Consider the following 17,571-nt stretch of genomic DNA (forward strand, 5'->3'; position numbering starts at 1 on the left):
GGCTGAAAACTTCTTTAAAATATTGAAGTTAGTTATGAAATAGTATTTGAAGCCTATTTAAAAGAGTGTATAAAAACATATAATTTTATAAGACCGCACATGTCATGTTATATGAAAACTCCTACTCAGATGCATAAAACAAGAAGTGAGAAACGAAGGACTTATCGGACTGTAAAAGTAACACAATGAGCCTCGAAATTTATTGAGGTGAAATTGACAGCGAAGCGAATCAATTTTGCATCGAAAAATTTGAGGAACCCGCGGTAGCGAAATAAAAACTGAAGGCTACCTATAAAAAAGACCCAATCATTTTTAAATTATTGAGTCTTATATCGAAATTAATTCACTGAAAAACTGTATCGTTTTTTCAGGGCATTACAGATGCTAGAATTTATTAATCATTCAAAGGAACAACCTTAAACCAGTCCACTTTTAGGTTTGCATCTTTGTGTGCTTGGAACTTAATTTTATTATCTCCTGCTTCTAGTTGAACATTCTTGAAAGTGATTTCTTCCCAACCGTCAGTTTTCTTGATTTTCATACCTCCCCACTCTTTATTAATTACTATTGGACCCACAAAAATATCTGCAAGGAAATCGTTTTTCGCATTGATTCTAATGGTTAGGTCAGCCTTCATTTTTTTGGCAACTTGGGCTAATACTTCTACGGAATTAAACTTGGTTTCAAAACCTGTAATATACCCTGTTCCTGTATAACCTGGTTCTATGTGAGCATTGTAAGTACCATCTAATTTCCCTCCTTGTAATGGTGCATGTTCTGCTTCTAGAAGAATTGTCACATTTGTCTTTTTTGCTAAACCTAATCCTTTTGGATCAGTGATGGCATTGATTACATCATTTTCGTCATACGTTAACCAATCTGCTAATAAATTACGGCACGAAGAGTTACCTTCTGAAAGGTGTGAGCTATGGTGGAAAGCAATCCAATCTCCTTTCCATTTGATAATAGATCCGTGATTGGTTCCTGATCTCATTTTAAAGTGAGGGATGTAGACTTTTTGGTAGGTATATGGACCTAATGGCTTGTCTGCTGTAGCATAATACATTTGTTCTGGCCATTTATTATCAGGTAATCCTGGGTAAGACAGATAATATTTCCCTTTGTATTTATGCACCCAAGGGCCTTCAAATACTTCAAATAATTGATCCGTTAGATCTACTAATGTAGATTCTTTGATGGCTCTAAGATCATGTGTCAATTCTGCTCCATAACACTTTGAGCCAGCTCCCCAATACAAATAAGCCCTGCCATCATCATCCACAAAAAGAGCGGGATCTTGACCAAAATCAACTCCTTTAATGTAACCTGCATCTACAAATGGTCCTTGTGGGAAATCACTGACTGCTAAACCTGTTCTTGTAGTGCCTGTTGCTCTTTCTTTCATACAGTGTACCAAATAGTACTTTCCTTTCCATTGAACGGCATCCGTAGCCCATGCCATGCTACTTGCCCAAGGGATATCATCAGCGGAAAGTACACGTCCGTAATCAATCCAATTGACTAAATCTTTGGTTGAAAATACGTGGTAGCTGTTCATGGTTTTGTGAGAATTCGTCCCCGGTTCATCATGTGATGTGTATAACCATAAAGTAGTCGTATCATTGGGCCAAATATGTGCTGAAGGGTCAGCGGCATAGGTATGGCTTAAAAGTGGTTTTTGTGCGTATAAGTAGTTCACACTTAGTGTTACTAGTAGTAACAACAGTATTAGTTTGTTTTTCATACTTGATTTGTATTTGTTTATTTTAACATGGGATGGAAACAGAAAAAGCATCCTAGGTTGTGGACGCTTTTTCTATTTTTTTGTAAGCTTTTTTATGTTTCAAGTGTTAAGCGATAGCATCACTTGGAACTTATTTTTGGCAAAGTCTCCCGACTTCGAATTACATTTTTGTTTTGCTTCGAAGTCAGGAGACTTCGCCAATTCATCATCACAAGTGGCGCCTAGCGGCTTAACACTTGCGATATGGTATTTTCCTTTCAATGGCACGAATGTTAAGCGATAGCCTCATTCGTGTCTTATGGATCATTAGGAATCTCCTGATTTCTAAAAACGTGCACCATCGTTAAACTATGGTGCACGAAACACTAATCCACTAAAACCACATCAATCTATTTCACATGAATTTTTTGAATCTTAGCCTTTGTTCCACTGACAATTTTTAGGATCAATACACCTTTGTAAGTGGATGGTAATTTGATCACACTCTTATTCATTATTTCAGTAGCATATACTTCTACTCCACTGATCGTGTATGCCACTAAAGATCCTGAAGTACCACTTAGATCTACTGTAAATTCTCCGTTATTTGGATTTGGGTAAACACTTACTCCTAATAACTCATCCTCTACAGATAAAGGTGGTTCTTCTTCCGTGATTTTTAAAGTCGCAGTTGCTGAACCTTCGTAATTATCCTCTACTATGGTAGCAATCACCTCATATTCACCCACTTCTACAGGAACTGTTTCTTCACCATCATAGGTAACTGTAACTTGTAAGTTTTCCACGTCTGTAGACACTGTAACTGATTTTTCTGTTCCATCATAAATATGTTCTAAATCAGAAATTGTTAACTCTGCTACTGCCTTTTCGATAGTGTATGTGCTTTCGATCGAGCCTTTATAAATATCATCAGAAATTGTGATCATCACTTGATAAATACCTGCATTAATTGGTACTTCATTTACATCATTATAAGTGACATCGATTTGATCAACTGAAATAGTTTGCCCCTCATTATCCGTTATTGTGTACTCTATCGCTTGTGCTTCAGCATTATAGGTTTTACTTGTACTTTTAATAACTATAGATGCCTCTAACTTGTCTTTGATTTCTAAAATAGCAGTAGAAGACCCTTCATAATTATCAGACGACACACTCACATTTACCATATATTCTCCAACTACATTGGGGGTAACTTCTGTCTCTGACTGAGTATAAGTTACTGTAGTGAAAGACGATAAATCTTCACTGTTGATGCCTGTTACTATAACCGTAGCCTCTCGATCTGATCCATTATAAATATATGATAAATCTGAAATCGAAATGGTTGGTGTAGCTTTCTCAATAGTATAAGTTGATGCATAGGCCCCTTTATATTCTGGATCATCAATCGTGATCACCAAATCATAAGAACCTGCATTGACTGGAACTTCAGTGGTACCATTGTAAGTAACTGTGACCTCATTGACCGAGATAGGAGTGTCATTTTGATCCGTTATTTCATAAGACACGGCTTGAGCTGATCCATTATAAATTGTACTTGACGTTGCTGTAATTTTCGCCTCTAACTTGTCTTTGATTTCTAAAATAGCAGTAGAAGACCCTTCATAATTATCAGACGACACACTCACATTTACCATATATTCTCCGATTTCTATAGGTGTGACTTCCGTTTCTGACTGAGTATAAATTACTGTAGTGAAAGACGATAAATCTTCATCTTTAACACCCGTAACCGATACAGTTGTAGATTGAGCATTGCCATTGTAAGTATATACTAAATCTGAAATCGAAATTATAGGTTTTGCCTTGGTAATGATATATGTATCAGAATATTCTCCTGTGTAATTTGCATCATTAATTGAAACCGTCACTTGATATTCTCCAACATTAGTAGGTGCTTCAGCTAAATCCGTTCCCTCTGCATCTTTATACTTTGATGTATAAGCATAGGCGGATGTTGCATTTACCTCTTGTGGATCACCATTGTACTCTACAGCTAAATCTTCTTCTGAAATTGTAATTACCCCTTTGGCTTTGGTTACTGTAAATGTACTTTGAGTTGTTCCATAATACCCTGCATCGTCTACTGTAACTACCACTTCATATTCACCTGCATTAATAGGAGCTGAAGTTTCACCATTATAAGTCGCTGTATAGCTTACAATATCTGTGATATCATTTTCTTCATTGTCTTTTATAGTAAAAGAAGGTTGAATTTCACTTCCAGTATAAACCGTAGTTGCATTATCTAATGTAATAGTAGCAACATCAAACCCACCAAACTCGTAAGCTCCGGCGTCTCTTTCGTTTCTGATATTTTTATCATTGATATCCTTATCGGTTCCTAATGTAATGTCGCCGGCATCGATGGCAATACTACTTTCTAAAAGTGCCAAATACTTTACTCCAAAATGGTTTGTTGATAACTCTCTTGCTACATTCATTTGCTCATCCACAGTCAAATCACCGTCTGCTACGATAATATTATTTTGGCCTTCAGGAACCGTCATATTTCCACTTTTATTTTGGAAAACATTATGTCTAAAAGTCGCTGTATTTTCTGTAATAATATTGGCGCTTGAAGTACCTATATCAGCAGACCAACTAGCACTCAACGGGCTGTATTTACTATAAATTAAGTTATTACTGAAGTTTACAATTTCAATAGGATTATTATAATCATTAAGCAATACACCGGACGTACCCGAAATAGGTTCCCCCTCTTTTTGGCTATAATTACCAATGATAGAGTTATTCTCTAAAGTTAGTTTAGTCGTTTGTTTTGTATTAGAATAAATAGCTACAGCACCTTGTCCAGAATGTGTAAAGTTGTTGTATACCGTTGTGTTTTTCATGATGAAAGTACCCGAAGCGGCAGCAATAGCACTACCTCTACTTGATGCTTCATTTTCTGCAAAATAAGAATTATGTACCTCTAAAACACCTGAGCTTAAAATAGCTCCACCAAACAATACTCTCTCACCATCCACAACTGAGTTGTTTGTGAAAATAGAATTCAAAACGTTCAATGTTCCTTCTTCTCCTACCGTGATAGCACCTCCATTTTCTGTGTATGAATAACCAGAAACTGTCACTCGATCTAACGTCACTGTACCATTTACCTCTAGAAAACGGCCTGTAGTTACAGGGTTGAAAACGGCATGTTCTCCCCATCCTTTGAAAGTAATTTCTTCCCCTTCACTGATCATCAAATCACTCACATTGAAAGTACCTTTCATCCATAATGTCTTTCCGGTATAGCCCATTAAATGGTATTTTGCATGTTCCAATGTTTTGAAAGGAGCTTCCATTGTTCCTGCATTTGAATCGTGACCATTTTGAGCATCAATATAAAAATCATCACCTTCTAAAGGCATAAATTCAACTGCTCCAATATCAGCAGTACCTACTCTCGTCTGGCCATTTTTATCTTCAACTGGTGCATAAGAGTCATTACCTGCATCAATCAATGGACTATTGACTGCAATCTTCAAATAGTTACCTCCATTGGAACTAACGAAGTTATGATCTATAAGAATATTATCATTTTGTGCATCATCTAAGATGTTACCATTACCTGTAAAACTTCCTGATTCATTTGTCTTATCAATAAAGTTATTTTGAATTTCTAAAGTAGTATACACATCATTCGAACGTTTTCCTTTCCACTCAAAACTGTTCGTACTACTTTTGTTCCCTCTGATACTTTTACTGAAAATATTATTCGCTAAAGTAATTTGGTCAATTCCCGAACTTTGTTCATTTACAAATACACCAACTACTCCACCATTACCAGAATTAAAGTTGTTGTAGATCGTATTGTTGATCATCTTAATACTCGTGATAAACTTCTCTGATTGTGTAATCAAAGTTACCGCTCCGGTTGTCCAACCTGTATTTCTTAATGTGTTATTTGTAATTATTGAATTAATAATTTCCAGTTCTCCTTCATCCACATACAGTACAGAACCGTTGGCGTGAGTGGTATTTTCAGAAAGGTAAGAGTTATGAATCTTTAGCTTACCTTTTGAGTAAATCGCCCCGCCTTTATTATTTCCGTGGTTGTTTACCACATTGACATTATTCAGCGTTAACTGTCCTGAAGCATTTACTTTGAAAGCTGGACCATTGACATCAGAAGTCATTGTCGAATAATTTCTGACCGTGATATCATTGAAAGACACTGTAGTATTGATTTCAAAACCTTGTACGTCTGAATTGTAATCGTCTGAAGGTTCTATAAAACTTGCATTTGGACCTTCCCCATAAAAGTTGAATACTTTGTTTTCACCTGATAAGGTAGTCAATGAAGTAGATCCAGCATCTGCTTTAGCGATTCCACTAATATAAATATTGAATTCACTTTGGGACGCATACGCTCCATCTGTCGCAAATTGAGCTAAAGCAAATTCTAAAGTTGCCCAGGGTGAATCGGCTGATAAACCGTGAGTGGCTACGTTATCTATCCCCGTTGTGGTGTTTACATAAAATGCCTCCTCTTGGGCAATTGCATTACCTGTATTAAAAATAAGAGCAAGAAATGCCAGGATAGAGGAAATCTTGAAGAGTATAATTCTTTCCATTACCTAAATTTTAATGATGTAAGTAAATAATTCAATTTTTGCTTATAAGTGAGCTAAGTACAGCTCTAAAAAACGTGAAGGGAAGTAGAGAAATACATCGTACTTCCCTTCAGCTTTTGTTTACACACTATTTATTTGACACGTCATTAATATTTGTAATACTTCAATTCAACATTTTTAGAGTATAGAAATCAGGAAATTTCTTTTGATCTTCAGGACACGAATGTTGCTAGCACATAACATTCGCGCAAGTGTTAAGCCGATAAGCGTCACTTGTGCTTTTAAAATCTTTAGAAGTCTCTGACTTCTATAAAAGAAAACGTAATATCAAGAAGTATTTGACAAGTATTATTCTATAAAACCTAAATTGATTTCTTTAAATTAAAAAACATGTCTTTAAAGAATACACCTTTTAGACCTGATGTATCTTCATCTATTGAAACCCGAATACTTTGGAATCCTTTCTTCAATGTAATTTTCTTTGTCAGATGAGTTGCTTTCCCATTAAAGTGGTAAGGATATTCCTTTCCATTTGCGGTAAATGTGAGCGTGAAAGGCGTATTTACCTTTTGCTTACTGATCACCAATTTCAAAGTATATTCTCCTCCGTCTTGTACCAATACATTGTAATCAATATATCCTTTACCATTTTCTGGAAACTTAACATGATGGGAATGATTCTCAAAACCTTCTGAGTTGTCCATTAATACCGCTCTCAACACCGACTGCTTTTTATCTGAACTTGGATGCCCAATAAAAGCCACTTTCTCCTGGAAAGTATTTTGATCATCAACGATAGATTGAAACCACTCTTTCATTGTTGCCTTCATAGACTCAGCCACTTCTGGATGATCTTTGACAATATTTGTTCGCTCCAACAAATCATTTTTATGATCAATGAGTACCAATTTATTTACCGGTTTTGGTGAATTGGGAGAGGCAATAGGATTTAAACTCAATTTATAATCATCTCTAATTAAAGTGATTCTTTGTCTCTCGAAATCATAATTATACTTCTCATCCTTAGCGTAAGGTGCATATTCATTTTTTTCCTCTCTGATAGGGTATCTATTGGTGAAGAAAGCTTGTTTAGGTGCTACTTCCTCTACTTTTCCTTCAAAACACCCTACCATACTTCTACCATCCAATGGTAAGTTACTACTTGGTAATTGTGTACCTGTCAACTCCAATAACGTAGGGAAGATATCTGTGATTGAACACATCAATTCAACATTTGCAGGTTGGTACTTTCCTTTGTATTGTACATACAATGGAGATTTAATACCATTTTTCCAGTTTCTTGCTTTTGTACCAATATATTCGTGGTTGTTTCTCAAGGCCCATTCTTCAGCTGATTCTTTTTGAGGAATCGGTCCATTATCAGACATAAAAATCACCACGGTTTTCTCATCCAAACCTGATGTTTCCAGGTATTTTAAAAGTCTCCCGATTTGTTGATCTGCAAATTCTTGCATTGCCAATAACGTTGCAAAATCCTTCGTCCTGCCAGCGGTCATATATTTCTGAACCAACTCTTCTGGAGCTGCCCATTTTCCGTGTGTACTTAATGATGATAAATAGGCTAAAAATGGCTTATTCTTATTTTTCTTCATAAAATCAATTGCCATATCCACCAATTGCTCATCAGACCACTTTTCGTACTTTACAGGATCGCCATTTACCCAACCTTGACTTGGGTAATGTTTGTATAACTTAGCATAAAAAGCTTCATCAAAACCTCTTTGCCATGGCCAATAACCTTCCGCTTTACCAGTGTGCCATTTTCCCCACATTCCGGTAGCATAACCATTTTGCTGAATCAAATCGGCAAAAGTAGTCTCATTCAAATTTAAAAAGTCATTGCCACCATGAACACCTGTTACGCCTGTTCTCCAATAGTCTCTACCAGTCAACAAACTTGCTCTTGTAGGAGCACAAACATTGGCCACATAAAAGTTATCGAATTGAACAGAACCTTTAGCAAGCTTATCAATATTTGGTGTTTTTGCTACTGTATTTCCATTGATTGATAAATCATCAAAGCCCACATCATCCATTTGGATAATTAGGATATTAGGTCTTTTTGGCTGTTTCTTTTTTACTGGAGGAGTTGCGAATAAAGACCCAGTTAGTAAAAATAAAAAAGAACAGATAGTAAGCTTATGAAAAGAAGCAATAACAGTTCTGCTTAGAGATCTATCACTTCTCTTCGTTTTGTGATTATAGACTATATCAAGTAGTGTTAATTTTAAGTTCATAATAATGTTTTTTTCAATTGACACCTCCATTCTATTATCATGTCTGGAGCCTAAATCAATTATTCTGTCTCTACTTTAAATTTCTTTTTTTATGGATAACAAAAAAACACATTCACTAATAGTTTGTTAAACTAAATATTCAATATTATTTCAATAAAAAATAAGACATAAATAATTACAATTAATTCAAAATTTATATCACTTATTTGATTAATATCGATTTATAATAATTTTACATTTCATATCATTATCAGCGATTGTTATTCAAATGTACTTGATACTATTAAAGTCAATATGGATATTTTCATTATTCATCAGACTCCTCGTTAGAGAATGTACAAAATGTAAAAATTTAATTATGCTATTTTTTATCAAAAACAGCCTTTTTAATGTTAATAAGTAAGTTTTTGGGGTGTTTTTTTTTACTATCAAAATAAATACTCCCTCACCTTGTAATATTTTTTTATCAATAGATTCTCCTTCTTAGTTTAAGAAATAAAGCGGTCAGGAAATATTTATCACAATAAGTATAAATTTAACTACATAGAAAAAATGTTCTATTTACACTACAAAAAAAGGTGATTTTTCATCATATTTCAGCACAATATTTAACAACAATCACAATTGATTTTAATTAATTTGTTTTGAAAATTCTATTACAATAAAATTAAAATATTAAATCAATGGCCTCATTATTTTTTTAAGAAATGAAGCCATACTTTCTCATTATTTTAACTTATGTATGTTATGAAAAGAGTTATTATTACTCTCCTTTTGACCAGCTTTTTTGGATTCTCTCAGTCTTTTGCACAAAGCAATAGTAGTTGTGAGTATAATTTCCCTGTAAAGGTGAAAGGCTCATTTCTAGTACTCAATGATGGTACTGACCGTAGATTCTTTTTGTCCGGTATGGTAGACAATGACAAAAGTAGTGGTATGCAGCTTTCAAAGTTTAATAAGAGTCTCACTCAACAACAAATGAAAGATGCCAAAGCCATGGGAGCCAATGCTGTCCGTTGGAATGCCTTTTTAAAAGGTTTAGATTTTGAATGGGATGCTAACGGTAATGTGACCGGTTTAAGACCAAATTGTTTCAACAATTTAAAAACAGGACTTGACTTGGCTTATCAAAATGGATTGATGGTGCAAGTTGTATTATCTACTGCCCACTTTCTGAAATATGGTTGGGGTGGTGAAGATAATGTAATAGGTGGTATTCGTAATGGTGACCGTGTGAACAACAATTACAAAATGATGACCACTGACTATGGTATACAAAATTATATCAACAAGGTCATTAACCCTATGTGTACTAAAATTGGAACTCATCCTGCTCTACTTGGCTTTGTCATTATCAATGAAGCTTACGGTATGACTTCCTCACAAGATGTTCCTTATGGTTCTTGGTCTGATAAGACAATCCGCCTAAACACTTTAAGAAAGTTTGTGAACCGTGTCTCAGGCGCATTACATCGTAACTTACCAGGTGTCATCTGCTCTGTTTCCGGTACTGCCGAACTGATCTATCAATACAATAATAGTTCACTTGTTTATCATGGAGGAGATAGTGACGGGACACTTGATATCAACCAAATTCAATACTACCCTAATAGTCACAATACCGCAAATTCTCCTTTCTCAAATGGTATGTGGAAACTCAGACCTGATTGGGGATTTGACTACAAACCTACCATAGCAGGTGAATTTCCAATTGACGGAATAGCCGCCACTTCAAAAAATAGCGATGCATTTACGTTGTTAGAGGCTTACAAAGCTTTATGGAAAGGAAACTACTCTGGAGGTTTTACATGGTCTAATGTAGACTATTATAACGCTTCTCAGAGTAAACAAAATACAATCAAAAATGCCTATTCAAGTTTCAATAATAGTTACCTTTCAAAACTAGACCCTTGGGAGAACTGGGATGAAAATATGTGCAATACCGTCACTTCACTTTCTGTTCAAAATCTTACGGCAGAAGAAATAACAGTATATCCAAATCCTACAACGGGAATAGTTAATCTCTCTCAGAAAGTAAACTATAAGGTCTATAATTCTTTTGGAGCTCAGATTCTTTCAGGGTATGGAAAGCAAATCGACATTACGAAGTTTCAGAAAGGGATTTATTACGTTCATTTCAATGGTACCTCAAAACGTATTTCCAAACAATAAAGACACTGCTTTACATGGTAGTAAATATGCAATAGATTAAGTATTCACAGTATAAAAACCAATTTCTATTACCAAAAACGATATATTTCTTTAAAAAGTAAAAGACTGATTCTCCAATGAGAGTCAGTCTTTTTTTATATAAAAAACTATGATTAATTCTTTTCTGTTACTAGCTGCTCTTCAAGATTACGGATGATTCCCTTCAACATCGCAGGCACGATCAATTGATGAAATGGTTTGACAGGTAAAAAATATAGTTTACCCAAAAAGTTATTAAAATAAACTGTAGTAGAGATGGTCAAGTTTCTCAAACTTTCGTGTTCTATTGAAGGAGCGAAATACAATGAAACTCTAAAATTAAGATGACGATCATCCTCACCTAATATCACTTCATTTTCATTACGATGATAGACTTTAAATAACCCTATTTGCTCATTGGGTTCACAACGAAAATTTTCTAACTGTGCTGCTTTACCTTGCATTTTCCCTGAGGTTTTCAACCCAAATACAGCCACTAATTTGTTCCGTAAAGTAAAAAGGTGTTCTGTCCATTTTGGAGCAGAGTTGAAAAAGGCTTTTCCGATATCTTTTGTACTCAATTGCCCTTTCTGATCATTTATTGTTCCTTGAAAGCTATCAGCATATTCAAAGTCAGTTTGGTGTAGTAGAGACTGTTTTGGTAACAGCGTTTTTGTAATGTTCATTATTTAGTGATGTTAGTTCCGAAGGATAAAGTACTACTATAATACTTAGAAAAACAAGACGGTTTACCAATTATTGAATGATTTTATTCTATAGAAGAATATATCATTTTCATTCTACACGACATTGTATTTTTTAAAGATGAACAACAAATAAAACCAAGTAAATCATCCGTTTTATCAAAAATATATATAGTTGTATTTTGACAAGAATCAAAAAGCTAAAACGTAAAATTAGCTTCACCGTAACACGTTGGAATAGTCACAAAAATGACACTCCATTTCTTTCAAAAAGGTATTTTTTTCCTTAAATTAGGTCAACGTAAAAGCAACACAAATCGATAAATTATCTAACAATTTGAAACTGCTAAGCGTCAGCTTGAAGGCAGTATTACACTCCTTTCAAAGTTGAGCAATAACGTTAATAAGGGCAACTATCAGAGTTAACCAACACATTTTTCTTCACCTTAAAATAAATAACAACATGAAAGACTTCAGAGAAAAAACAACCGAGCAACATGAAATGTATAATGAAAGAAAACGCTATACAGAGGTTCAAGTTGCAATCTCCAAACTCAACAAATCAAAAGATCAAAAAGGTTAAGATCTAACTAAAAGTAGAGCTTAAATTGTAAAAAGGGTAGTGTTTTTGAAGACATTACCCTTTTTTTGGTCACTCACTCAATAAATCCTACCACTCACTCAATTCCTCTTATTTTTATATTTAAAAATACCTACTTTTGAAAAAAGTACTACACTTAATAATTGGATTTTAAAATGAGCAAACAATATATTTCTACATTAACTGCTCTCAGAGGATTTGCGGTGTTTTGGTCTCTTTTCTACTACGTTGATATTTGTACTTATAACAGAGATTTAGGAACTATTATTTCAAGACAATCCTCAGGCATTATTTCTCAAGGTTACTTATGGGTGGATTTTTTCTTCCTACTTAGCGGTTTTTTTATACTACATACACATGGTGATAATTTTAAAGATGGCATTAAGGCTGAAAAAGTGCGCCGCTTTTTATGGAATAGGTTCAGTCGTATTTATCCCATACATTTGTTATTACTATGTGTGATAATGTTGAGTACCGACTTTTTCGGTAGTGTATTTCCCTGGCTGATCGATGACAGTTGGCATACGTATTTTTCTTACGAAGCACTCCCAAGTCGAATTTTTATGTTGGGTTCTGTAAACACTTACAATTCCCTTTCATGGAACTTACCTGCTTGGATTATAAGTGCAGTTTGGTGGACCTATGTCCTTTCTGTGTTTTTCCTTGGCTTTTTAGGAAGGCAACGTCTGCTATCTGTTGTGATTACCTCATTATTGGCTTTGGCTGGATTAGCGACTCTAGTACACTTTCATCCTCATCAAAACCTTGATATCACTTGGGACTTTGGTTTTCTAAGATGTTTATTTGAATTTATTCTTGGTGCGAACATCTATTACCTTTACAAACATAAATTTGGATACCAATTTTTAAGCAAAGACTTTTCTTTTCTACTCAGTATAGTGATGGTTGCTTTGGTATTTCATTTTAAAATTTACGATCTCTTTATCCTTCCTGTCTTTGGACTTTTGATACTGTCAGGAGCTTACAATGATGGAAAAGTAAAAGAAATATTTGAAATATCTATTGTAAGAGCAATTGGACAAATCACATTTTCAATAAGTATGGTGAATAGTCTTAGCTTCTTTTTCTTTTGGTTTGTTTTTCCGCATTGGAAAGCTTTCTTACATATTGAAGATTTTACACCTATAGAGTTTTTTAGTTTGCATTCTGCCTACCTCGTTATAGTGGGATTATTTGCGATACCTCTCAGTATTCATGTAGAAGTAAGACTCAAAAAATGGTTAAGAAGGGCTACCATTAAACAAGAAAAAATGGTGGAAACCTATGAGAATTCAGGCTATTAAATTGAATGAAATATACGAACGGCTCACGACAATTATCGTGGGCTTTTTTTATGTCATTTTCTTCTACACTTTAATTCAAGAATTGAAAAAAGGGGGAGGTTTTCATTAAAAGAAAGGTTAGAAATCGAGTGTGTATCGTTTTTCCAAATTCTATCAGCCAATTACTACATTTTTTATCTCAAATTAGGAATGCAAATATTTTAAATAATTACTAGGGAAAACGTTTTCAGAAAGTGAAAGAGGGACGTACGTGAATGACTATTATTATACCTCTATGGTTTGTACTTAAGTATTTTGATTTTCTCAATTTACATAGATTCTTTTGAAGAAATATAAGCCAAATATTCTCAGATCGGATTGACCTAGTTGTGACTACTAGACGTGAAAATTTTAACGAAATGAAACAAAATTACAAGCACTACAACATTGTAGCCTTTGTTACTCTGTTTATTGTTTTTGGGTTTAACGCACCCAAGAATAACCCTCCTAAAAAAAAGAGACCCAATATTTTATGGATCATCACAGATGACCACCGTCCTGATGCCTTGGAATGTTACAATGAAGCTGTATATGGTCAGAAAGAAAGTCCTCTTGGTTATGTGTCTTCTCCTAACATTAATCAACTAGCAAGTGAAGGCGTACTTTTTACCAATGCTTTTTGTAATGCCCCAGTATGTGGCCCTTCTAGGGGGTCAATGATTACAGGCAGATACCCTTTTAGAACGGGACATTATGCCTTTGAACAAACGCATCAAAACCCCGATTTTATACAACCCTCTTTCCCTCAAATCTTACAGAAAACAGGGTATCAAACCGCTCAATTTGGAAAATCTGGAGAGTACATTTACCGCTGGGGACCTGGACAAGGGTTTTATAGTGCACACCATTATGAGTACACGGTGCATTTTAAACATGACTTACAAAAAAATAATGTAGGTGATTTATGGGGAGATCTTTCTTTTGGAAAAGTAAATAATAAAGTAACCAACCTAGGTAAACAGGAAAAGTTGAAACGCCCTAATGGTGAAATTGAAAAATACTTTGTGAAGAAAAACCATGGTGAAGTCAGTACAGAGGATATAGAAACTCGTAAACGAATAGAAGAAGAGTTTGAAATCCTTCGTTCATATACCCGCTCAAATACCACTTTAATTATTGGTGGTGAGAATCCAATGCCAGCCCATCAAACCGTAGACGCTAAAGTAGTCGATGAGTTTGCTGCTTATTTAGAAAATCAAGGCAAAGAATTTACTACAGCTTGGGGTAAAAAAGTAAAAGGGGCGAATGCTGATCTTCCTCAGATGATTAATCTATCCTTCCACCTGCCTCACACTCCTATTCTTCCTCCAAAAAATCAAAGGGATATTTTCAAAAAGAAAAAATACAAAGTCCCTGAGTTTGAAAAGATGGAATATGATAAAATGCCTCCTCAGCTTCAAAAAATGCATAATAATATGAATATGACAAAGATGACCAAACAGGAGATTCAGCAAACCATTCAAGATTATTACGCTTTCTGTGCACATGGTGATGCATTGATTGGAAGAGCTGTAGAAGCATTTAAAAAGTACTGTGAGAAGAATAATCAAGAATACTTGATCATTTTCACTGTGGGTGATCATGGATGGCACTTGGGCGAGCAAGGTATTGAAGCCAAGTTTACAGGTTGGAAACAATCTACTAACGGTGCAATGGTAGTGGTCTCTTCTGATAAAAAGAAAGTTCCTGCGGGGTTAGTCCGAAATCAGCTAATCGAATATGTGGATATCGCTCCTACCATTTTATCTGCGACAGGAGAAGATATCAGTGCTAAGAAATATGATTATTTAGATGGGATGAAACTACAAGACTTCATTCAATCAAAGAAAGAAAAAAGAGATTACACGCTTGGGGAAACTAAAGTGGTAGTGGGACATAGAGCCTACTTACGTTCTAATCAGTTTGCCTTCTCTATGCGTACTCGACCTACTAACAATTCTAAGGATAATAAAAATATTCAATGGGCTTTAAAATGTCCAGTGGAGAAAGCTGAGTTGGCCTTATATGATTTAAGAGTTGATCCACTTGAACGTAATAATGTAGCCAATGATAAGGAATACAAAGCTTTGGCTGAATGGTTTAGACAAAAGCTAGGAACTATTGTTTTAGGTGATCGCAGAATTGAATGTGATTGGTCAAAACCCAACACGTATGCACTCAGTGATTTTGCAGAAGGTGCAGATGATAAAAAGCTAGATATTCCTAAAAATATTATTCCAAAGTACACTAAATAAAACCTTCGAAAAAGAAAAGGGATGAATACAAAAACCGTATTCATCCCTCTTTTTTATTGTGTTTTAAGAAGTTTTTCATCAAACTGAATAGCACCAAAATCAGGCTTTCCATTCAGTTTATTACCTAGAATATCCTTCTTTACTTCCATGCCAATATAAAGCCCCTTTATGTCTTGTGGTAGGAGTGAAATATCAATTCCCTTACCCTGAATTAAAAGCTTATTTTGAGGTATATAATCAACTAACTCAGTACCATTTTTATTAATAAATTTCGGGTCACCAAAAGTAGGATTTTCATCCTGAATTGATGCTTCTTTGGGCCAATTCCCTTCTTTAAGGAATAAGTTATTTTCAAAAATAATATGTTCAAGTAGTGATTCTCCCTGCTTTTCTGGTTTGTATTGATCTCCCAATACTTGTTTTGAGGTTCCTTCAATATAAAAGATATTATTAGCAATCAATACCCCTTTTGATGCTCTATCAACCGCTACTTTGACTTGCTGATCACCCTTTACATAAATTGTATTATTATAAAAATAGCTGTTGTATGGACCTTTCCTTTCTTTACCTTTACCATTGAAACCACTCAACCAAAATACTTTTCCTTCTTGAGAAGCTACTCCCTTTTTCTTCACTCTATGCCCATCGTTGACACTTACATTGTAGCGGTAAGCGCAATTGTAATTGTTGCCTAAAATCTCACAAAACCCGCCTGCGTTATTGACACTCAAATTAAATTGTACAATCACATTGGAGCAATTGAAATCAATATGACAACCGGCCGAATCAGCTGGGCCATTTGCATTTCTAAATTCATTATGTTCAATTAAAACACGGTCACAACCCCAAGTCCAGAGACCACTACCTCTACCCCACTTTCTAGAATCTTCATTATTTCCAGAGTGATCGACACTATTGTGTGCGATATGTCCATCCATCATACCTCCAAATTGCATTCCTGGGCCACCAGTTTTAAAAATTCGATTATTCAGAATGCTCACGTCTTTTATATTTCGTCCTTTGCCATTTACCTTAATACCGGTATGCGTCACATTACTTACCTCACAATCTCTAATTGTAATATTTTGGATTTGGCCTTCTTTATTTTTACTCAAAAATCGAATGCCCCAACCATACCCTTGTGTACCGTTGGGTGTAAAAACTTCTTTCTTTCCTCTTACATAGCCTTCTTCCATTAAATACACCTCCGAAACTTTCAAGTGGTGAAGTTCAATATCGGTATAAGTTCCCTCATCAGTTGCTAAAAAAAGGACTCCACATCGCATGTTGTCTTTTTTATTTTTTTTCGGTGAAAACTGTCCACCGTTTGCACTTAACTCCAGGTTACTGATGCTGATAAACTTTGAATTTTCAATAAAAATAGCATTATCAAATCCTTTTGCATCAATATGTGGAAGTACATTAGAGGGGTGATTCTTCGAAGTATAATTACTAATTGTAACCCACCTTTTTTTACTTCCTAAAATGTTTTTTAAGATCAGTGATCCCCTATAAATACTACCATTGGCAAGACGTACTTTATCTCCTGCCTTCAATTGGACTTCATTGATACGCTGTAGTGTTTTAAATGCCTGTTGCTTAGATAACCCATTATTATCATCATTACCTCCTTTTCCATCAATGTAATAATTCGTGGCAGACACACTAGAGGTAAGGGTTAAAAACACCCCTATTGTTAAGTAAATTAGTTTCTTCATTTCAATCTCATTTTTATTCTAAGTTTCACACAATTAATAAACGGTTGTAATCCATTTATACAATGTATTTTTTTCCAAATGCCGCTTACTTCCAAGACTAAATTTAAATATTCTATTGCTTCGAAATACATTTAGTAATGTAAATTATTGTCAACTTTCAAGCTTGTTTTTTTGAAGCAAAAAATTCAAGGCT

At 34.8% G+C, this 17,571-nt stretch carries 8 protein-coding genes; 3 read left to right on the forward strand and 5 right to left on the reverse strand.

Annotated features, from left to right (window positions below; translation table 11 throughout):
* Positions 1-394 precede the first annotated feature (394 nt).
* From PL77_RS16985 to PL77_RS16995, 3 genes are all read right to left on the reverse strand, one after another.
* Entirely contained in the window at positions 395-1,744 is a 1,350-nt protein-coding gene (locus tag PL77_RS16985) for a family 43 glycosylhydrolase (RefSeq protein ID WP_172665883.1), read from the reverse strand.
* 389 nt (positions 1,745-2,133) lie between these two features.
* Positions 2,134-6,330, reverse strand: a complete 4,197-nt coding sequence (locus PL77_RS16990; RefSeq protein ID WP_044207874.1) for an MBG domain-containing protein — start codon at positions 6,328-6,330, stop codon at positions 2,134-2,136.
* A gap of 362 nt (positions 6,331-6,692) precedes the next feature.
* Positions 6,693-8,588 carry a sulfatase-like hydrolase/transferase gene (locus PL77_RS16995; RefSeq protein WP_172665884.1) on the reverse strand — a complete coding sequence of 632 codons (1,896 nt, stop codon included), beginning with the start codon at positions 8,586-8,588 and terminating at the stop codon, positions 6,693-6,695.
* Between the two features lie 747 nt (positions 8,589-9,335).
* Between PL77_RS16995 and PL77_RS17000 the strand changes: the two genes are divergently transcribed.
* Positions 9,336-10,760, forward strand: coding sequence for a T9SS type A sorting domain-containing protein (locus tag PL77_RS17000; RefSeq protein ID WP_172665885.1), 1,425 nt, complete (start codon positions 9,336-9,338; stop codon positions 10,758-10,760).
* 152 nt (positions 10,761-10,912) lie between these two features.
* On the opposite strand, the gene PL77_RS17005 is transcribed toward PL77_RS17000, so the two are convergent.
* Entirely contained in the window at positions 10,913-11,464 is a 552-nt protein-coding gene (locus PL77_RS17005) for a DUF2867 domain-containing protein (RefSeq protein ID WP_044207879.1), read from the reverse strand.
* Positions 11,465-12,238: 774 nt separating this feature from the next.
* Between PL77_RS17005 and PL77_RS17010 the strand changes: the two genes are divergently transcribed.
* Together PL77_RS17010 and PL77_RS17015 are read left to right on the forward strand one after the other, a co-directional pair.
* Positions 12,239-13,387, forward strand: coding sequence for an acyltransferase (locus PL77_RS17010; protein WP_044207881.1), 1,149 nt, complete (start codon positions 12,239-12,241; stop codon positions 13,385-13,387).
* Between the two features lie 398 nt (positions 13,388-13,785).
* A complete protein-coding gene (locus tag PL77_RS17015) occupies positions 13,786-15,660 on the forward strand; it encodes a sulfatase-like hydrolase/transferase (RefSeq protein ID WP_052444505.1) in 1,875 nt (624 codons plus the stop codon).
* 53 nt (positions 15,661-15,713) lie between these two features.
* Here PL77_RS17015 and PL77_RS17020 read toward each other — a convergent pair whose 3' ends face one another.
* Positions 15,714-17,378, reverse strand: a complete 1,665-nt coding sequence (locus tag PL77_RS17020; RefSeq protein ID WP_044207883.1) for a right-handed parallel beta-helix repeat-containing protein — start codon at positions 17,376-17,378, stop codon at positions 15,714-15,716.
* Positions 17,379-17,571 lie beyond the last annotated feature (193 nt).

Origin of the sequence: Flammeovirga sp. OC4 (genome assembly GCF_000812565.1) — a bacterium.
Classification (GTDB): Bacteria; Bacteroidota; Bacteroidia; order Cytophagales; family Flammeovirgaceae; genus Flammeovirga.